The organism is Leptospiraceae bacterium (genome assembly GCA_024233835.1).
In the GTDB taxonomy this organism is placed as follows: Bacteria; Spirochaetota; Leptospiria; order Leptospirales; family Leptospiraceae; genus JACKPC01.
The window spans coordinates 453,559-475,625 of sequence record JACKPC010000002.1 but is presented as its reverse complement, the minus strand read 5'-3'; the positions used below and the strand labels follow the sequence as shown (position 1 = coordinate 475,625).

Annotated in this window: 13 protein-coding genes; 5 read left to right on the top strand and 8 right to left on the bottom strand. The window is 33.4% G+C overall.

Features of this window, described 5'->3' with window-relative positions; all coding sequences use genetic code 11:
- The first annotated feature begins 9 nt into the window (after positions 1–9).
- The 5 genes from H7A25_11385 (at position 10) to H7A25_11365 (ending at position 8,240) form a co-directional block, all read left to right on the top strand.
- Positions 10–3,744 (top strand): DUF1566 domain-containing protein, encoded by a 3,735-nt coding sequence (locus tag H7A25_11385; GenBank protein ID MCP5500499.1) that lies wholly within the window; start codon positions 10–12, stop codon positions 3,742–3,744.
- 53 nt (positions 3,745–3,797) lie between these two features.
- Positions 3,798–5,945, top strand: coding sequence for a hypothetical protein (locus H7A25_11380; GenBank protein MCP5500498.1), 2,148 nt, complete (start codon positions 3,798–3,800; stop codon positions 5,943–5,945).
- Positions 5,946–6,109: 164 nt separating this feature from the next.
- On the top strand, positions 6,110–6,634 hold the full coding sequence (locus H7A25_11375; GenBank protein MCP5500497.1) for a TIR domain-containing protein: 525 nt from the start codon (positions 6,110–6,112) through the stop codon (positions 6,632–6,634).
- A gap of 73 nt (positions 6,635–6,707) precedes the next feature.
- A complete protein-coding gene (locus H7A25_11370; protein ID MCP5500496.1) occupies positions 6,708–7,157 on the top strand; it encodes a hypothetical protein in 450 nt (149 codons plus the stop codon).
- Between the two features lie 33 nt (positions 7,158–7,190).
- Complete coding sequence (locus H7A25_11365; protein ID MCP5500495.1) at positions 7,191–8,240, top strand: hypothetical protein; 1,050 nt, start codon at positions 7,191–7,193, stop codon at positions 8,238–8,240.
- Between the two features lie 26 nt (positions 8,241–8,266).
- Here H7A25_11365 and H7A25_11360 read toward each other — a convergent pair whose 3' ends face one another.
- From H7A25_11360 to H7A25_11325, 8 genes are read right to left on the bottom strand one after another with little or no spacing between them, the layout of a single operon-like run.
- Positions 8,267–8,590: a hypothetical protein gene (locus H7A25_11360; GenBank protein MCP5500494.1), complete on the bottom strand. Its 324-nt coding sequence runs from the start codon at positions 8,588–8,590 to the stop codon at positions 8,267–8,269.
- An 11-nt stretch (positions 8,591–8,601) separates the two neighbouring features.
- Positions 8,602–11,130, bottom strand: a complete 2,529-nt coding sequence (locus H7A25_11355; GenBank protein ID MCP5500493.1) for an efflux RND transporter permease subunit — start codon at positions 11,128–11,130, stop codon at positions 8,602–8,604.
- Complete coding sequence (locus tag H7A25_11350; GenBank protein ID MCP5500492.1) at positions 11,127–14,144, bottom strand: efflux RND transporter permease subunit; 3,018 nt, start codon at positions 14,142–14,144, stop codon at positions 11,127–11,129. The genes H7A25_11355 and H7A25_11350 overlap by 4 nt, the downstream gene beginning before the upstream one ends.
- A gap of 1 nt (position 14,145) precedes the next feature.
- Entirely contained in the window at positions 14,146–15,615 is a 1,470-nt protein-coding gene (locus H7A25_11345; GenBank protein ID MCP5500491.1) for an efflux RND transporter periplasmic adaptor subunit, read from the bottom strand.
- Positions 15,612–16,235: a tetratricopeptide repeat protein gene (locus H7A25_11340; GenBank protein ID MCP5500490.1), complete on the bottom strand. Its 624-nt coding sequence runs from the start codon at positions 16,233–16,235 to the stop codon at positions 15,612–15,614. Before H7A25_11340 ends, H7A25_11345 begins: the two co-directional genes overlap by 4 nt.
- The gene (locus H7A25_11335; GenBank protein MCP5500489.1) at positions 16,232–16,738 is read right to left on the bottom strand and encodes a hypothetical protein; all 507 of its coding nucleotides are present in this window, start codon (positions 16,736–16,738) and stop codon (positions 16,232–16,234) included. The genes H7A25_11340 and H7A25_11335 overlap by 4 nt, the downstream gene beginning before the upstream one ends.
- A 1-nt stretch (position 16,739) precedes the next feature.
- Complete coding sequence (locus H7A25_11330) at positions 16,740–20,405, bottom strand: Ig-like domain-containing protein (GenBank protein ID MCP5500488.1); 3,666 nt, start codon at positions 20,403–20,405, stop codon at positions 16,740–16,742.
- Positions 20,402–21,952 carry a TolC family protein gene (locus H7A25_11325; GenBank protein MCP5500487.1) on the bottom strand — a complete coding sequence of 517 codons (1,551 nt, stop codon included), beginning with the start codon at positions 21,950–21,952 and terminating at the stop codon, positions 20,402–20,404. Before H7A25_11325 ends, H7A25_11330 begins: the two co-directional genes overlap by 4 nt.
- Positions 21,953–22,067 lie beyond the last annotated feature (115 nt).

The window sequence follows — 22,067 nt, the reverse complement described above, 5'->3', positions numbered from 1 at the left end:
AGGAATATTATGAAGCTTTTAATTATCCTATTTACTTTTATTCCCGTTTCCTGTGTTGGTTTAAAAGATCTTGGTTCTACTCAAGCTGATAAACTTCTTGCTTTTCTGATTGGTTTGAAGCCCTCCGATTCAAATTATAGTCTGAGTGAGGAACCTTCTTTTATTGATGAAGGTTCTATTAAAGAAATTAAAATTCATCTTATAAGACAACCGGAATCAGATACTTTAGTTACAATAAGCAGTAACTCCAAATATTTTGAACTAAACAATTCCAATGTTATTTCTCTCAAATTTACTCCTGATAATTATTCATCGGATCAAAGTTTTACGATTACCTCACTCATAGATAATAATAGTGTTGATGAATTGGGTAGCATCACTATCAATGCTGACTATGGATATGGTACAAAAAATTTGAGTATCCTTCATAAAGAGGGCGATGGTGCATGGATTACTGTCTCTCCTGATAACCTTTTTTTGAAAAATCTACCCGGAAATATTACAGTAAAACTTAATGTAAAACCATTAGAGGATATAACTTTAGCATTGACATCCAAATTAACTCTGGGAATAGAAAATAAAGGTTCTTTAACATTTACACCATCAAATTATTCTCAAGAACAGATTGCTTTTTCTGTAAGTAAGGATATATTATTTGATACAGAGCTTTATCATATAGATGATAAAGCTTATATTTCAATCAACTCGATAAGTCATACTTTTTCAACTGATAAAAAAGTATATATTAATGATGATAAAACCCTTATTGATATATATGGTTTATTTATTGCTATTGAAAAAGATTATTATGATGATATAATTGATCTAGATACCTATGAAATCTATGTAAATGAATTGATCGATTCTGATACATATCAGGAAGACTACATAGATAAGAAAAACAATTTAATCTGGCAGAAATGTGCCTACGACCAGAGTAGCGATGATTGTAAAGATGGACGATTAAGCTCCCTTTCATGGAAGAATGCAATTTCTTATTGTAATAGCCTGAGTCGTAATGGATTTCGCTGGAGACTACCTACTAATATTGAGTTAAAAAACCATATAACTACAATGTATTATATAGTTAATAAGGAATTTTTACCCGGTGCACTCGTATGGTCTTCAACAACTGATACGAGCGATCCATTAAGTGCGAAAGTCTATGATACTAAAAATTATAATTCCATCAACTATTTAAAAGAAAATAATGCAACATTTTATTGTGTAGCTGATATAGATAGTAATCAACTTATCACAAAAGAACCGGGATATATACTGAGTCAGGAGCTTTCCGTAATAGAGGAAGGTATGCCTTTAACTTTACAAATAAACCTTGCGACCAAACCGGAATCAGATGTAGAGCTTAGCATTTCCAGTGAGAATGAAGGTCTTATTATTTTTGATCAAGAGCTAATTTTTACTCCTGATAATTATGATAAACCACAGGACATCATGATGCTTTATTCTGATGCAGATTATATAAATGAAACAGGACAAATAACTATTAGTGCAAATAATGGTTATGCAACTAAAATTTTTAATGTTACGTTTAAAGACAATGGTATAGATTCAGTGGTTCTTTATCCCAATACAGTTTTTTTGAAAGATCTTCCAGAGTATTTATATGTCAAAATGAATTTTGATCCAAGGGATAAAGGTATGGTAATATTAGCACAGGGTGAATTTGCCCAATTTTACGGAGTAGAAAAATTACCACAACAAAATTTACAGGGTATTGAAATATTAGGCTCCGGCGATAATTATAATGGAAAATATATAAATTTTATATCAGAGAATTATCCTATATACCAAAAGGCTTTTATTGTAAATAAAGATATCTTAAAAAATAAAGAAATCTATCATAGCAATGATAAATCATATATGACCTTTCGTTTATTTACTATAAGTGGTGCATTAGAAAAGAAAATATATATAGATCATGAGCAGAATCTTTCTATTCCTGATATACAGGATAGTGGGGATGCATACACAGATGATGCCAATAAACTCTATTGGCCGTATTGTCTTCATGGCTCCTATGGCTCAAATTGTGAGCTGGGAACAATAGATGTTGTTTCCTGGCAGGATGCTATAACACAGTGCTATAACATTGGAGCCAGGTTACCAACCTACTCCGAATTAATGAATCATATTATTCATTTACGCTTTAAGGACAGACTTCAACAAAAGCCGGTAATCTGGTCTTCAACGACAGTTAATAATAATCTGCAAGATGCAAATGGATATGATAGCCTAAATATGAAGAACATAAACAATCCTAAAATAGCTACCGGTGCTTATTATTGTGTGAATGATTCTGGAAGTATCATATATACTTCTGATTATGAAATAAGTATAGACTCAATTGTTGATGAAGGTGGAATTCAAAAATCTGGATTTATAAAGTTAAGAACTGAGCCATCTTCAGATGTTGTAATTACGATTACCAGTGATAATGAAAATATTTTTTTTGGATCTTCAGCAACAGGTTGGGTAAATTCATTGTCTCTTACCTTTACTCAGGCAAATTTTAGCATAGAACAGGGTTTTTCTGTTTGGGCTGGTATAGATGAAGATGAAGTTGATAAAATTAGTACGATTACCATCAGTGCAGATAATGGTCTTCCTGATAAAACATTGAGCGTTACCCATAAGGATAAACTTGCACCCTACATTATATTTGACCAGGATGGAAATTCTTTAGCAAGTCCTTTAATTATAGATGAGGGATCTGAGAAATTAGTAGGTTTTCAATTTCTTCATAAGCCAGGTTCTGATACCACTTTAACCATTTATAGCAACAATCCTGCCATAGAAGTAAATGGATCGAGTTCTGCAAGTCTGGTATTTACTTCGAATAATTATAATGAAACCCAGAGTATTTCTATAAGTGGATTATTAGATAATAATTCAGCAGATGAAACAAATATTAGCTTATCCATAACTTCCGACAATGGTTATCCATCAAAAACAATTAATATTACTCACGGGGAAGCAACAGGAGATTGGATAGCAATAACTCCGACGAGCTTGCAACTAGACGATTTAACTCCTGTTAATTTGCAAGTAAGTTTAAACAAGAAACCGCTAGAGAACATCGAGATTACTATGCAGATCCCCTTTACTACGGGAATAACAATTCCGGGTACAATAATTTTTACGCCTTCTAACTATAATCAACCTCAAACAGCATTAGCGATAAGTAAACTCGTTTTATCGAATCCTGAATTATATCATCTCGATGATTTTCAAAATGTTTCTATTACAGCACAGGCAGGTGCATTTTCAAAAACTGAAAAAATATATCTTTCTACAGATAATTCTCTGGAATCTACAAATTTAACCGGTGGCCAATATAATGATACTTACAGGGACATAAATAATAAATTAGAGTGGATGAGATGTATCTATGGTAGTACTTACAATGATGTAAATAATACCTGTATCTCAGGGCAAACGGCTACATGGCAAGCTGCAATTAATACTTGCACTAATATAACTACAGCAGGAAATAAATGGCGATTACCGACTATACAAGAATTGGGAACCCATATATACTCATTACTGAATGAGCCAGTACTTCCTGCTCCTATTTATGATAATGGAATATGGACACTTAATTCAAATTGGGATGAAAAAAATAAAGCATATTATTATATTGTAAATTCTAATGGATCTTATACTTATACTTATAATTCTAAAACATTAGCCGGCACCTTTTATTGTGTAAAAGATTTATGAGAAGAATAGCTTTTACTATAGGGCCGAATAGGATTTATCTTTAGGAGAGAAATATGAAAAAAATAATTTTACTTGTAATGGCTATTCTTATTGTCACTTCCTGTATACCTCAGAAGCTGGGGTCTACAGGTACTGATAAATTGCTGGGTATCTTCCTTGGAGCGAAACCTTCTGATTCCAGCTATACTTTGAGCGAGGAACCTACGAGTATCGATGAGGGAACCACAAAAGAAATAAAAATCCATCTGGCCAAAGCTCCCGAGACGGATGCAGTTATAACTATTACTAGTGATACTCCCTACCTCGAACTGAACGGTAGTAATTCGCTTACCTTAACCTTTACTCCCGGAAACTATTCTTCCGACCAGACTTTTACCATAGCGGCTTTGATTGACGATAATGCGGAAGATGAAACAGGGAATATTACTATTAGTGCAGATTATGGTTATGTTTCTAAAACTCTAAAAATTACTCATAAGGAAGCTCAAGGAGACTGGATTAGCATTACACCTGCAACTATATATCGTAAAAATTTTCCCGGTAATATTATGGTTAAGCTAAATATGAAACCGGTAGAAGATATGCAGGTTACCTTAAGTAGCACGATTACTAGCGGACTAAGCTTAAAAGGCCCTCTGACTTTTACGCGCGAAAATTATAACCAGGAGCAAATAGGAGCGGTAATAGATAGCCAAATTCTATATGATGTAAATCTTTACCATCTTGAAGATACATCAAAGATTATTCTAAGTCTTAAAACGTCCACAAGGGCTGTAGATAAAACGGTATATGCAGATCTTGGTCGACCTGAATTAAAACAACCTCCTAATGTCCTGTATACTAGGAATGACGATGATAAGATTATTACAGATTATACTAATGGGATAGTGCTTCATTTGTGTCCTTATAATGCTGATACCGGTGGACCTAATTGTACTAAAATACAATTTATCTCCTGGATGGAAGGAATTCAGCACTGTAACAAAATGACTTTAAATGATAGAAAATGGAGAATACCAACGATTGAAGAAATAAATTATATAGTTGGAATATTATATGCTCAAGATGCGATTTCTGAAGCTGATGCAGATAATGAGTATTGGTCAAGTACTACCAGTGTAAATGATAAATATAGTGTGAAAATAAAAAATCCAGCAAAGGGAATTGAAAACTATTTAAAAGAAAATATCGCTGTACTTTATTGTGTTTCAGATACTCTTCCCGCAGATATTCCTCCCACAGATATTCCTCCTACTGAGACTTACCCTATGGTAAGCACAGTAGCTGGAAGTGCTGGTAATCCCGGAATTGATGATGGAACCGGCACCGCTGCCACTTTTAATTTTCCATTTGGAATAACAACAGATGGAACCAATCTTTATGTGGCCGATACGGATAACAATATAATAAGAAAAATGGTTTTATCTACAGGAGAAGTTACCACTATTGCCGGAAGTGCTGGTAATCCCGGAATTGATGATGGAATCGGCACAGCTGCAAAATTTGTTTATCCTTTTGGGATAACAACAGATGGAAGTAATCTTTATGTAACCGATGCAGGTTCTGGTAATATAAGAAAAATTAAGCTCTCCAATATGGAAGTAAGTACAATATTCACAGGCCTAAACGATCCTCGAGGGATAACAACAGATGGAACCAATCTTTATGTAGCAATTGCGGGTAATCATATAATACTTGTAATTGATAAATTTGGATCAAACCAGAGTATTTTGGGATCTATTAACACTCCCGGAATTGATGATGGAATCGGCACAGCTGCCACTTTTAATTCTCCATCTGGAATAACGACAGATGGAACCAATCTTTATGTGGCCGATACGAGTAACCATACAATAAGAAAAATAGTTTTATCCACAGGAGAAGTTACAACTTTTGCCGGAAGTGCTGGTACTCCCGGAATTGATGATGGAACCGGCACCGCTGCCACTTTTAATTTTCCATTTGGAATAACAACAGATGGAACCAATCTTTATGTGGCTGATACGGATAACCATTTAATACGAGTAATTGATTTATCCACAGAAGAGGTTACTACCCTTGCTGGAAGTGCCGGTACTCCCGGAAGTGGTGATGGAATCAACACAGATGCCACTTTTAATTCTCCGTCTGGAATTGTAATCAATGGAGGAATTATCTATATAGCCGATAGAGCAAATCACACAATTCGAAAAATACAATAAATTTATATTGCTGGAGTTTTGATTCATTTTTTCAAAAGACTCCTGAAATCAAAAAATAGGTGAAAATTTAGCTCTTGACATTTTCTAGAATTAAATTGCTAATGTCAATAGGCAATACTATGAATACGGACTTTTAATCGAAGTCTCATAAAGGAATCTGAAGAATGGCAGAAGAAGAAAAAATACCCAAGACGTTTATCAGCTATAGCTGGGACAGTGAAGAACACAAGGAGAAGATGCTGGAATTAGCCCAGACACTCAGGGATTCGGGTGTGGATTGTGCTCTGGATCAGTTTGAAACTTCTCCGGAAGAAGGTTGGGCGAAGTGGATGATCAATCAGGTAGAGCAGGCTGACTATGTTCTTATGGTTTGTACCGAAACCTACCACAGAAGAGCCATGGGACACGAAGAAGCCGGAAAGGGAAAAGGTGTTACCTGGGAAGGAGCGGTAATAACAAATATTATCTACAACAGCAATACCAGGAACAATAAATTTATCCCCGTGCTTTTTAATCCGGATGATCAAAAATATATCCCTATATTTTTAGGTTCCAATACTTTCTACGTTCTGGATAAATTTGAGTTTGGTGGTACCGGGTTTGAAAGATGCTACCGACATATTACCCAACAGCCGGAAGTTGAAAAGAAGCAACTTGGCAAAAAAGTTATCCTACCAAAGAAAAAATGATCTATGGCTTTATTGTGCCTTCCTTTATTTATGGGTATGGGAAGGCGCAAAGTTAATAAAGGGGGGTTTTAGGATGGAAGATTCTGAATATAAAATGGACAATGATTTGTTCAAGAAAGAAATTGATCTAATTCAGGATATAATAAAAAGGATGGCAGCGAATTCTTTTCTGGTAAAGGGTTGGATGATTACCCTGGTTATGGGAACTGTAGTTCTCGGCAGAGGCGGAGAAATGGATATTCCTAAGCTTGTATTAAGTATTATACCTCTATTAATATTTTGGATATTAGATGCATATTTTTTGAAGCAGGAAAGGTTATTTAGAAAACTTTATAACTGGGTTATAGATGAAAGGCCCAGATCGAATAAGCTCATGTTTGATATGAACGTCGGCAGATTTATAAAAGATGTTCCGGGTGTGATTCGGATTATGTTTTCGGAAACTCTTTTTGTTTTTTACGGAATTACATTTTTGCTAATTATAATCTATGCTTTGTTATTACTATTAAAAGTAAAAATTTAAATATTATTTTGATGGAGTAAAATGATATTTCATTTGAAATTTATACTTTTTATATTTTTCTTAATTTTTATTAATTGTAAAACAAGTGTTATTTCAGAAACTCATCAGAAAATAAAATGTTCGGGTGAAGAGTTTTATATAGAGTCCATTTGTGATGATGAGAGGAATTTATTACAATGGGCGGAGAAGTATAAATCTTTTACTAATTTAAATAGTTTAGATAATAAAGCCCTATTTAGAATTATGCGCGAAGAGGGGATTGATAAAGCAAGTGCTGTGTTTTATCACCGAGCTGTCCTTGAAACTAAATTTTTGTTTGAATATTTAAAAGAAAAGCAGAGCAATCATGAAGCTGAAAATATTAAAACTCAGAAAGTATTACTATTGGTCCTTCCCGGAATGTTTTATCAGGATCATGATTCTGTCGATAGCACGGCGAAAGGTATCAGAAATATAGCTTTAAAACTGGGTATAGATAGCAATGTGTTGAATACACAGCAAACCGGAACAATATATGAAAATGCTTCTATACTTTGTAATTTCTTAAAGAGACCCAATGAATATTCTAAATTAATAATAGTATCCGCAAGTAAAGGAAGTACTGATTTTTTAGAATCTATTAATATGTGTAAGGAAAATATGCAAAAAATTATTGGATGGATAAATATCGGAGGAATAAATAAGGGAACTTTGATAGTGGATGAATTATCTAATAATTATTTAGCAAATTTTAAAGCAAAGTTATATTTCTTAATGAATGCATACAATTGGAATGGACTTTTATCTATAAAATACAATCCTGAGTACTTTAATAGTATTGTAATCCCCAAGAAAATAAAAGTAATCAATATTATTGGAGTTCCAACTAATACAATGATAAGCTCAAGGGCTCGACCTTATTATAATTTATTAAGTAAATACGGACCTAATGAGGGAATGAATCTTCTTGGTGATACTATAATTAAAAATTCAATTAACTTCCCGTTATGGAGAAATGATCATTACTTTAGAGTTCCTATTCCGGCTGAGAAAATTTCAAAGTTTCTTAAGTATATAATAAAAAACTCAAATAAAGAATTGTAGAAATTCTTCATTTGAGTCTTGAAAAATTATTCTCCGGTTACTATTGTGCAGTACTGACCGAAAAGAAAAAGTACATTGAAGTATTTATTGTCTACTGTTGCTACTTTAGTTATACCACCAGATTGCCTTGCTGTAGAAATGGAAGCGTCACCAATTGCAGCAATACCTAAAATATTGGTAGTGCATGCCTCTCCTCTTTTAGGACCGGCAACAGCTCCACTATTTGAAACCGGCTCAGTAACCATAGTAAACAAGGAACCTGGTGAGGTTTTTGATTGAACGCCTGTCATTGCACAGGAAATGAATAAGGATATTGAGGCTATAAGTAAAAGTAGTTTAAATTTCTTCATAAAATATCTCCTTATATTCTCATATATTTACTTCCAAAAAAAATCAACTCTTTTAGAGATTTTATTCCTAAAAAAATAATAAAAGCACCCGGATTGCAAAAGAAGCTGAAGATAGGGTAATATCCCGGATGGAAGTTCAATTTTAATAAAATAAGTAAATTAAAAAGTAAATAAAAAATACATAAACTAAATAGACTATAACTTAAGGCTCTCTTTAGATTATTGGTATATATGAGAAATAAGATAAATGTAAATAAGGGATATAAAACAAAAAGGTATCTATTGTCCAAATTTACCGAGTTCTTAGATTTTATTTTTATCTCATAATCATGGGGAAGTTTTATATAAGCCTGTAATTTATTTTTTAAGTTCACTGTATTATCGTTCCTGTTTTTTAAATAGAGACTCATTCTTAGACTTCTTTTTTTATTTCTCCGGCTAATGCTTGTTTCTGTATACAACTCTTCTATACTGGCTATATCTGCAAGATTTATTTCCTTTTCGTTTAATAGAAGATTTTCTTCTAACAAATCTTTTTTCTCAGGAAGGGATTGCCTCGAAGAAACCAGCCGAAGATCGTGTTCTTCTTCATTCGAAATTATTTTACCTATAATAATTCCCTCTTTTGCGAAACGCAGGAAATTTCCGATGTCTAAAGCGTTTGAAGAATACTTTAATTTTTCTATTTCCTTTTCAACCTTATATTCCGGAGCCGGTTTTCCAAAATGAAATAAAATATTAGTAATATTAGAATCAGCTTTTAAAAGAAGGCTAATATTTTTTGAAAGTTTTCTCAAGATTTGTATATTCTGACCGTATAGATCCAGATATATTTCATTCTCTCTTTGTGCACCATCTTTACCCGGAAAATAAGCAAATGCTGGTTGTAGATCTTTTGATAGTTCATGAACAGTCGTTTCAAAAGTTGATCTATTCGAAATATTAAGTATATCTATATAAAAATGAGCTTTTCCTTTTTCTATACGAAGTGTTATGTTGGAGCTATGATACATAGTCATGATTCGATTCTCTAATATTTCTGCTTTCTTGCGAGTTTCCAGAAGGGAAGTACCTGAAGGAAATTCAAAAGTAAAGTATATTTTGTCCTCTTCCATTTCCGGAAGAGTAAAAGCAGTTCTATTAGAGTAGGAAAAAAGAAAAAGTATACTAAAAACTAAAGAGAGTGTTTTGAAAGAATAAAAATAATTATGTTTCTTTAATATTCCTATTTTTTTTTCCTTTGACTGAGAGAAAGAATACAATAACAGATTAAAAAGAAATGAAGGAACTAAGAAAGTATAGGCAGAATTATCTCCACAATCCATATATAAAAAAATAAATAGATTTAAGGCCTGTGATATAAAAAGTATACGAGATTTCCTGTCTATAGAAAAAGATATGAATTGGAATATAATTAAACTACAAGAAATATTAATTATAGTGTATAATTCGAATGCTATTTTAAATAAATATAAGAATATAACAATAAGACTTAAAGCTGTGCTTTCATAAAAAGTTCTGCTTAAAAATCTTTTAAAATTATTATTTTTAATCGAATAAAAGAATTGTATAAAATAGCAGAGAGTTATTAGGGATATGATGCGTATATAAGATACATAATATAATTCTCCTTTGTCATAAAATACATGATATTTGATGGAATGGTAATGCAATATATTAAAAATCTTTTGAGACAAGAAATAAGGATTCTCTTCTTCTGTTGAATAAATATAAAAAGAAAGGCTTTCTTTTCCATTTGTTTTAGCATAGCTTTCAGCACGTCGCTCTACTTTTAAAATATTAGAAATATTATTTATGCTATTTATGGCCGTACTGTTTTTGGGTAATAAAAATATGTTCTGCAAATCCTTTATATTTTCAAAACGATTATTCAATAAAACTGTTTTTATTGTATCTCCTACTTTAAGCTTTCCGGCTATACTGCGACTGTGTTCTTTTTGGAATTGTTGAAATATATCAGAGTAGGAATATCCATAAGAATGCATAAGGGAAACATCACATTCTATACGAAATTCTTCTTTTTCATTTCCAGCAAGAATGATTTCTGTAATTCCATCTAGTTCTTCAAGCTTCTTCTTTAGTTTCTGTGCTCTTTCTTTTTCCTGTTCCGGAAGAGTAAATATCAAAAAAGGTTCACGATCCTTTTTTCCACCATTGATAGAAGGCCTGGATATCTCTTTAGGAAAAAAAGCGGAAACTTTTTCAATCGCATCTCCGGCTTGAATTTTGAAAGTTTGAAGGTTTATATTCGGATTCAAATTTATATAGATTCTCGATTTGTCTCCTTCTGAAATACTATATATTTCTTGAATACCCGCAAGTTTCGATAATTCTCTCTCTAAGGGGATACTAATTTCTTCCTCTACACGTTCGGGTCCTGCTGATCTATACCTGGTTTCTATTTCAATATTTCTATTTTCTTTTCCGTGTTCGAGTTTAAATCTTATCCTGGGTAAGACGAATAATCCGCAGAGTATACAGGAAAGACATAGTAACTTAAAACCAAGTTTATTCTTCATTGTATTCTCTTTGAACTGAAGAGCAAAGGTAAAAATAATAGAGATAGACTTCCGCAGGCAAACAATCCTCCTATTACGGTAATAGCCAGGGGAGATTGAAATTCCGTTCCCTTTCCCAATTCTAAGGCAAGGGGAAGTAAAGCTGCAATTGTGCTTGAATAATTCATAAGAATGGGTCGAAGAATATTGATCCCTGCTTTTCTTGCTCCTTCAGCATGAGTAGTATTACTTGCTTTTAATTCATGAGAATAGTATTCATAAAATAAAACAGAATTATCCACAACTATACCAAGTAAAAGAATAATACCTGTAAAAGAAGATATATTTAAACTTTTACCGCTCATTAGAAGAGCAAAGACTATTCCGGGTAAGACAAAAGGTATTAATGAAAACAATAATATTCCGAGACGTAGGGATTCAAATTGTGAACTTAGAAGAAAGAGAATAAAAATGCAGGAAAGGATCAGGGCAATACTCAATTCCTGAAATGATTCATCCATACTTTCTTTTTCACCTGAAATTTTAAGTGAATAAGTATTTTCTAAAGGAAAGTTTTTAATTAAACTTTTTAGCTCATCTAATGAACTTTTATGTATCTCAATAAATATTTTCAAAAGTGGACGATTTCCTTTTCTTTCCAAAGATTTAAAAGAATCTGAATTTTGTATTTTAGTAAATCCGGAGATAGGAATCAACTTTCCCTCTGTATTGATTATAGATCGTGAAAGGAGATCCTCCAGATTATGGTTATTTATGATAAGGCGAATATCTCTACTTTCTTCTTCCTGTTTCATTTTACCTGCTAAAATACCTTCAACTCCGGTTTTAAAAAAAGAAGCCAATTTATCTGCACTCAGTCCGTAAGATGACATCTTTTCTAAATCAAAAATGATATGATGTTCCTCTTTTTTTTCAAGTGAGGGAATTTCAATATTTTCAATAGATTGTAATTCTAATAGAGCTATATGTAAAGTATTAGAATATTCAATAAGTCTATTACGATTTTCACCATAAAGTTCAAGGCAAATACGCTTATCATCTGAACTTAAGAGACGGGAAAATGTATCTACTTCCTTTTTTACTTTTACTGCTATTTCCGGGAAAAATTTTAATTTTTCTTTAATCTCCTTTATTTTATTAAGGAGATTCATATTATTTTCCGGCAAAATTAGAAACTGAATATTTTCGGGACCTCTGTTTACTTCTCCCCTGATATTTGAAATGAGACTTTCTTCTTTACCAACGAATGCAACGATATGTTTGAGACCTTCAATCTTTTCAAGTTCTTTGCTAATTTTAAGTGATAAGTTTATGCTTGATTCTAAGCTTTTTCCTTTAAAATTGCTTACTTCAATAATGATTCTTCCGCTTGAACTTTCCGGTAATAATGAAAGAGGAATTCGAAAGAGTAATAGGAAGCTTATAAAGAGAATTAATAGATTTCCTATGAAAAATAGAGTTTTATGCTGATAGAAATATTCATATATTCTTAAATATATAATTTCATATTTCGGATTTCTCTGGATTTGAACTTCTAAATCTTTTTCTTTCAGGATACCATAAAGGGCCGGTAAAAGACTTAAGGCAATAAACAGACTAAATGTAAGTGAAATGCTAACCGTAATTGCTGTTTCTTTGAATACGATTCCTGTGATTCCATCTAAAAATAAAATAGGGATGAATACTATCAGGGTACTGGATACTGCGGAAATAACAGAAGAATTGACTGCTTCTGTGCCAAGAAAGGCAGACTGTAAATAGCTTTTTCCTTCTTTCTTAAATGTTTCCATAGAATTTAATACTACATTTCCGGAATCGATTAACATACCTATCCCTAAGGATAATCCTCCGAGACTCATTACATTAAGGCTGAGGCCAAACACTTTCATGAAAAAGAATGTAGAGAAGATACTTAAAGGAATCATCGAAATGAGTAGAAAGGAGGCTCTGATGTTTTTTAAGAAAAAAAGCAGAGATATAAAAGCTAAACAGGAACCAATACCCAGTTCAAGGCTCAGGTTTATGAAGCTATTTTGTATTTCTTCGGCTTCATTATATAAATATATTATTTTATACTCATTATTCTTTTGCTTCAGCGAGTTGATATAATCTAAAACATGAGTAACAGTTTCTATTGTATTGCTTTCAGCTTCTTTATAGATAGAAAGAGAAATTACATTTTTCTTTGAGTATAATATAGCCAAATCGTTTTTTTTATAGGAATCTGTTATTGCAGAAAACTCTTTTAAACTTACTCCCCTTTCTTCATTTCTTCTCGATATAAGTACATTTTCCAGATCATCTATTTTTGTAAAAGAAGAACCCGTTCGAACTAAGATACTTCTTTCGCCCTGTTCCAGATAGCCTGCCGGAACAGATTGGTTTTCTTTAAGTATAGATTCCTGTATATCCTCCGGGTTTAAACCATAAGACGACATCAGCCTTGGATCTATTTTAATTTGAATTTCTTTTTTATGTCCTCCTTTAATATCCACAAGAGCTACTCCATCAATGCGTTCTAAGCCGGGCTTCCAGTTGCTTTCTATCAAGTAACGTAGTTCCTTGAATTCTTGATTTGGAACTATGATTAGCTCCAGAACTGGTCTATCATTAGAACTCAATCGAGAAATAATAGAGCGGAGACTATTCTCAGGTAAAAAAGATCTAAGTTTATCCAATCTTTCTCTGAGGTCTAAGGATACAATTTCAGGTTTTTGTCCCCAGTTGAGTTGAATTCGGATCAGGGATAAACCTTCGATAGTTTCTGAATATATATTTTTTATTCCTGGAACAGAGCTTAAGGTTTCAATAATAGGTTTACTCACAAGGCTTTCTACTTCATCTGCTGCATATCCCGGCATACCTGTTACAACCGTTATAGAAGGTAAATCTAATGCAGGTAATAATCTAATTTCAAGCTTTGTAAGAGAAATCAATCCGAGTATTACAAAACTTAAAAATAATGCGGAGGTACTGATCGGTCTCTTTATTAAAAACTTCTGGAATAATCTCATTTTATTCTATTTCTATTCCTTCTGATAATTCGCTAAGATTATCTATAGCGATTAGATCTTTAGGTTTTAAGCCCTCTATGATTTCAATAGAATTTCCATATTCCTTACCTTTAGTTACAAATTGTTTATATGCGGTTTTATGCTTTATAAGATAAACATAAAATCTTTTGTCTGAAGAAGGAATTAATGCAGATTGAGGAATTAGAATTTTTGCTGACTTTTGTTTGCTAATGAGCCTGGCCCTGAGAAACATCCCCGGGCGAAGTTCAAGCTTTGAGTTTTTAATTAGAGCCTTGACTTCATAGCTATGATTTTTTGGATCTACAACCGGATTAATAATCGATAAATCCGAAGAGAAAGTTTTACCGGGATAAGCATCTAAACTAAATACCAGCTCAGCTTCCTTTCCGAATTCTTTGAGATCAGCTTCCCTTACCGGTACTGAGGCATAAACTTCCTGTATACCCAGAAGATTTAAAATAGCAGACCTACCGGCATTACCGGAACCCTCATGCAATTCACCCACATTTTTATTTATAGACTCCACTACAGCTTCTATTGGAGATAAAATTTCCGCATCCTTCAGTAAATCTATAATTGCCAGACATTCAATTTCTGTCATTTTAAGATTTGCTTTTGCTAACTCAACTTCAGCTTTTTCGCTTTCTGTGTTGAGTCTGATAAAGTCCTCTATATTTTTATTCTCTGTCTGTAGATCTTTCTTTCTGTATCCAATTTTTGCCATTTCCAAATCGTTCTTAGCAAGAATATATTTGGCTTCGATTGAAGCTAAGAGGAGTTTCACTGTAGCATGTTCTTCCCGGCTTACTCCTCCGGCATTTAATAATCTTGTTTTAGCCAGGTAGGTACCTTTCGTTTTATCCAACTCGACTTTAACTTCTTTTAAGTGAACAAGCTTGTTATCAATTTCCAATAACTTGATTTCTGCCAGTTTTTTAGCTTTTTCGTATTTTGCTGTAGATAAGGCCAGAGAGGCTTTCATGCTTTCTTTTTTGGCCTGCATTTTCTTTAAATCGAGTTGAAGACTACTCGGATTGAGGCTTACAAGGATTTGTCCTTTTTTTACAACATCCCCTTCCTTTACATATATTTTTGTAATATACGATCTGATCCTTGAACTTATATCAACTTTCTCTGTGGGTAGTATTTTACCGTATGTTTGAACTTCATATCGAAGCTCTTTGGCATTTATTTCTTCAGTCTTCACCTTGACTTTTCTTATATCTTTTGTACTTGTATTTTTATAAAAAAAAGAGTTGATATACTTCTTATAAAAGGGCATACTACTAGTGCTAGTATATAGAATATATATAATTCCAAGAAGGATTATACTTTTCACATTTATTCTTTTTATCTTTTTAAGACTTTTTAGATAAAATACTTTAGCCATTCTTCTTTTTCGAAGAGGAAGTTCATTCAATTTATTTATGCTTAGTTCAATTAGCTTCATTTTAATTTATTTTTAACCTCTACTATTTTATTATAAAGAGATGGATAATTCTTTGAAAGAAGAACTGCTTTCTCATAAAATTCTAAAGCTTTCATATTCATTCCTGCTTTCTTGTAGTGGGAATATAATCGAAGATAGATTAAGATTAATTGTGGTTCTTCATCAAGGGCTTTCTGATACATTTCCAGTGCTTCTTGAACACCACCATCTTCTTCAGATAGCTTGGCTCTTTGATAAAGTAGTTCAAGATTAGATATATTTAATTCACTTAAAGCATATAAATGCTTCTTGAGATCCTTATCTCCTTTACCATCTGCAAATTCAGCTTTATACATCCAAAAAGCAGCATATAAATCTGCAATATTTAACTTGTAGGCTTTAGAGAATGTGCTTTTAGATTCTTCGTATTTACCCAGATAAAATAAAGCTTTACCTTTATGAATTAAAGCCGGACGAAATTGGGAATTCACTATTAAAATGGAATTGTAGACTTTTATAGCTTCTTCTAACTTATGCTCAGTAATATAGGATTTTGCTAATTCCATTTTAGAATGCAAATCAACAGTAGCTGTACCACAAAACGATAAGAGAAACAGTAATACGATATATAATATTTTCATTTTAGACCTTCTATATATTCATCAATTTCTATAGCAAAGCGTTCACAAACGGTATTTAAGAACCTTGCATCCAAAAGACTTTCTTCAGAAGCATGGAAGTGAAAGGCTCCTACCAACATATTTTTCTTATTATATAGTTTTAAATAAACGATTACACTTCCTTCTGTTTCGAGGAGTAAATCTTCCTTATTTTCAGAAATTGAACCCCTTAGAAGGTATTCGTAAGGAGGAGTTTTCACTTCATCTTCCCGAAAGAGTATTTTTCTTTCCTTATATTCAGAAAGAGGGTAGCCCTTCTCAATCAGATGATATTCTAATCCGTCTCGAAAATCGCGACTTGCTCCTGATATAATTTCTTCTTTTCTTTTTTCAAACTCAGAAATGAAAAGTAGAGGTTTTTTAGATCCGGTATAACTTGACTTTAAAGTTCCTGGTGAATAAAACGGATTTATAGAATTGCAATTACTTAAGATAATAAGAATAGTAGAAAATACTAACTTCATGTTAATTTCCTTCCATTGTAAAATAAAATGTTTTATAGAGACGGTTTCCTTCTTCATCTTCAGCACTTTTATCAATCTCAAGGAGATAAAATGGATATTCGGTTAAACTATCCTGAGGATTAAAAGAAAGATCAAAAGAACCCGGTTGATTTCCGGAACAGCTTGCAAGATCTTCCGAAAATTTGAGTGTTAATACACGATTGGAATCTGTCCATTTCCAACTGGCTTTTTGGATAAAAGATTGAGGAGGTGAAATACGTTTCAGGCTGATAGAACTAATACTGCTGTGGATATTCATAGGCTTAGAAAAAATTATTCGAATATTATCACTTTTACTATCTGTGCCACATACCGCATTTCCCCCGTGAAAAAGATAGCTTGAACCTGAGAGAATAGGGGAAGGTCTTTTCCAAAAACAATTTGTCATAAACCAGTCTCCACCGATAGGACTTCCTTCAGAGTTTATATCAGAGCAGTTACTTTGACTTTCCAGTCCGATACCGATTACTTCCGGTGAAGTTTGTTCTGTCTGAAATGTAAACCTGTAGGCTTTATCCAGGGTATTTCCGCTTAGATCCCTGAGAGAGTTTTGTAACTGTATCTCAAATTGTGTATTTTCTTCAAGAGGGTTTAAGGCTCGTATGTACACAGAAGTACCTTCCTGATAAGTTGAAAAGGAGAAATAGGGAGAAACACTGAAAGAAGAAGTAAAGGAATTTAAATCAATTTCTTCGCTAAAATTCAGTTTTAGGGTTTGAGTCCTGCATACTTTATTTACAATTGCACTATCCTTTACCTGTATGTCATCTGCTTCACTGTTGGAGCATCCGTCTGCATCTTCATTCAGTTCCAGAAATAAGCCGCAATTAGAACAAGATAAATTGGGTTTTGTACTGTCTAATTCTCCCGCAATGAAAGAATATTCAGCAGGATTCATGTACTGTCCCTGAATATCTTTAATTTCAGAAGAGAGACGAAAGGAATAAATTTGTCCGTATTGTAATTCCGTTGCGGGTTTTATTTCAAGTTCTTGGGCTGAAATCCAGGTAAAATTCAATGGAATGAATGGAGAAAGTTTTAAATAGGATTCCAGAGAAAGCTTATCCATATCTTCAGAAAAGTCAAAAAGAAAAGAACGATTCTCCTTTGTGCAGAAACCGGAAACAGGTGTAGTAGTATTAAGGGTTTTTAAAGTATACAGATCCTTATTGCAGTCAGAAAGAGAAGCGGTTTTGCCGGTAATAGAAATAACTTTTGGAGAAAGTTTGTATTCAGAAACTCGAAAAAGTTTATAAAAATCCTGATTTAACGGATTCCCTTTTATATCTTTTGCATCTTTCGTAAGTTCGATTTCATAGCCAATTCCCTGTTGCAAAGGTTTATCTATTCTATACTCCAATGAACTCGAACTTAACCAGTTTATATTTCCGGATACAGAAGGAGAAATGTGTAGAGCCTGTAAAACCGAGTCTTTATTCATCTCTTCACTGAATTGAAATGTAATTATAGGTCCTTTTAATACCTCATTTAAATTAAAACTGCATATATCATCTGCTGCATCATTAGATAGCAAGTCCATTTCTGCTTTACCATCACAGCTTCCGGGGTCTCTTTCTGCATCAGCTCTGACAGAAATCAAACTCGGATTTGTAACGTCCATAGAGCCTGTACCATCTCCTGTAATGAAACTGAAGCTGAAATTCTCTCGTAAATTTTTACCGGATAAATCCTTTGCTTCTGTAGAAAATTGCAATTTATACTGTTGAAATGTAACTAGAGATTCCGTAGGAAAAAAGCTAAAAGTATCGGCACTTTCTTTTTTGAAAATTCCTTTAACAGCCGGTTGGATGGAAAAACTTCTGAGGACAGAGCTTTCTTCCATCGCTTCTGTAAATACGAACTTAAATTTGATTCCTCCGGCAAGCGAACAAATTCCTTTTTCGTTGTTTGAAATATTCGTAAATGCTAATCCTTTACATTCCGTATCGTAGTCAGCAAAAACGGCTCCTCTGTCAAGATCAAGGAAGGGAGATTCCGTGTCCGGACTTGTAGCAAAATAAATACTATAATCGGTTTCGGCAGGGTTTGTTTCGGGGTCTAATAAAGCATTTGAAAGCTGGATCTGTATTTCTTCATTACTATAATTTTCATGAGGAGTTATTTGTATTCGACTATAGTTTCCGCAATGACCTGTGCTGCCACAGTCTGAATGTGAAGCTTTTCCCCACTCATGCTGAAAGGAAAAAGCAGGACTTATTTTTAAGTTTTTAATGAAGTGTAAAGGATTTATATCTTCAGAAAATTCTAAGATAAGCGCTGATTTTCCTTTGCAGGGAATAAAGCGAATTATCTTTCCTTCTGTATCGGGTTCAAAAAATGTTATATCCGAGTTTTCACAGTCTCCGCTTCCCAAATTAAGTCTCATTCCCCATCTTAGAAGCCTGGGCTTTTTAAAATCAGTTCCTATAGTGAAATGGGTAGTATAAGAATCTTTTAGAAAGTTACCGACCGTATCTTGCAAGGAAGTATCCAGGCTAATGACATAGGTTTTGCCGTGTTCCCAGGGAACGGAGGGAGTAAAAACGAGTAAACTTTTCTCCGAACAGTCTCCACTTTTCCCACAGGAAGGATGATGTGAATTCTTCCAGTGCTTGATTCCGTTGATGAAGGGTTGGATCTGAAAAGCAGATTCAAGAGAAGAGCTGTCTATATTTTCGCTGAAGTGAATATAGATTGGAGAATTATCTGAGTTCGGATAAAGAGAAGAACATAAACCGATTTTATCAGATAGACCGAGGGCTTCGGTTTCCGAGTATAACTTGCCCGGCTTACAGGATTGCCCATCTTTCTTGTATCCATCAAGAAGGATAATTTCGGGAGGATTTATATCTCTTCCCACCTGAAATGAAAATCGAATATTATCTTTTAAAGGATTTTTAATAGAGTCCATCGCTTCTTTAGAAATAGCTAAGAAATAGTTCATAGCATTTCGTAATTCGAAAGCTGGTTGAAATTCAAGCATTCGGTTGTTTTCTGACCAGGCGTAGGAACCTGTAAGTGCCGGTTGGAATTGCAAGCTGAGTTCTACACTATCCGGATTCATGCTCTTGCTAAATGCAAAACGAAACGAAGTATTTTTACAGAGTCCTTTTCGAATGTTATTATCCTCTGTTGGATAAACCTGTGTATAAACTGAATTATCATTGCACTCAGGTTCTCTTTTTGTGGATATGGTGAGTAATTCCGGAAGACTCGTATCTCCTGCAACCTGAAAAGTTAGAACAAATGTTTCGTTTAGATCATTCCCTGATTTATCTTCGCAGGATTTTCCAAGGCTTAAAACATAAGTAAGTCCGGGAACAAATTCAGTAAAAGGCTTAAAAGTAAGAGAATTTAGCTGCACTGTGAAGTTGCCTGGTAGTGCCGGTTGCAGGTTAAATGCAGACATGCAGGAACGGGGACTAATTTCCCTGTTAAATTGTAAACTTATAGTATCCTGTCTATTTACATAACCCGATTCTGAAGGATAACTTGTAAGAACCTGAAACTTCTCTTTGTCTCCGTAGCCCAGAAGATTCAACATATTTCCACTTAAATCTTTTAACTTATTTTCCAGAATATTACAGGAAGATAAGAAAACTAAGAAAAGAATTAACCTATTTTTCATTCGATTGTAACCTCATCCAATATTAGTTTGTCTGTATTATCTAAAATAGTATTCCTTTCTTCTTTTTCAGAGTGATTAGTCCTTGTATCTTCAAGTCCTGATAAAAAATCTTTCATGCTTCCTTTTCCTTTTTCATAAGAGTAAAATGTAGTCGATAAAGTATTATCACCTGTAATAAAAATTAAATGATTGGCAACACGGAAGTAAGAAAGTAAACTTTCAAAAAGAAAGTCTTCTGCTTTTATCAGATCAAGCTCTGAATTTAAAACATCGAGACGCTTACCGGAACCTACCTGCAAGGCTAATTGCTGTATTCCTAAGAGTTTATGTTTTACTTCAATAGTTTTCATAGATAGTCGGATTGAATTCCAGTGTTCATTTAAAAGGCCAAGGTTTTCTTCTATCCCCTGTTCAATATTCAAAAGTTTAGAATTGTAAGAATAAACGCTTTTTCTAAAATTCAAATGGCTCTCCATTTGTTTTCTTCTAATCGAGTAATGATTGGGTACTTGTAGATCTGATTGCTGTAAAGAATTGATATTCCGACTCTTTACATTCACTCCTGTATCAGGGCTATTATTAGAACGACTATTCAGTGAAGAATTAGAACTAAATCCGGGATTACCTCCGAATGGAAAGGCCAGTTTGAAGTAAACACCCCAGTTTGTTTTGTTTAAGGGAAAAGTTTCAGAAGTTTTTCCGAGGTAAGCTCCTAAACTTATATTGGGAAGATAAAATTTATCCTGCATTGACTTCTCCCTTTGAGCGATGCGGGCCTGGAGTAATTCTTTTTTTGCTTTTAAGCCGGCATTTTGAGTAATTGTAGATTTAAAATCCTGATAGCTTAAAGGAGGTTTTCGAAGGATATAGTCTATTAGTAAGTTATCAGACAGTAATACTTTTTCTTTTGCAATTATACCAAGTTGTCTTTTTAATTCCCTCAGGGATGAGCTGTATTCGTTTTTTGCCTTTTGGAGGTAAAGCTCTACTTCTTTTAAACGGCTTTCTGAATAGAGTTTGTCACTTTCGGTTAGAAATCCCTCCCCAAGTTCTTTTTCAATCCATTTGAGTTCTTTTAGAGATCGAATATAAGATTTATAGTAGAGTCTTGTTTTAATTTGAGAAGCCAGTACAGTTTGATAAGCATTTTTAAATTCATAGGTGCTCCTATTCAGCTCATTTCTATATTCTTCTTTACTTAAGGATAAATTTAATTTGGCCAGTTCAAGTTCAGTATTTCTTCTTCCACCATCGTAAATAAGTTGTTCTGCATTCAAACGCAATTCATTATAAATAATGTCTTCATTTTCTTTCAGGATATACTTCTGTCGGCTATAGGAAATACCCAGACTGGGAAGATAGTCCATCCATTTTTCTTTGATATATTGTTGGTTAATCTCTTTCTTTTCCCGAATGAATTTCAAATACATTTGTCTTCTCAATGCCAACTCTAAAGCATTATCCGGCTCTAAAATAAGGACATTATGAAATTTTTCTTCAGCCCAAATAAACGAGAAGAGAAAGAGAAGTAAAAGGAGCTTTCTCATTTCAATTACCTCTGTATATAAAGGTAAATGAAATAAGAGAAAGTGTCAGTATTTACGGGATTTTATTTGAATCAGAAAAGTTTTTTAATGATTATTAGGTGAAATATCCATGTAT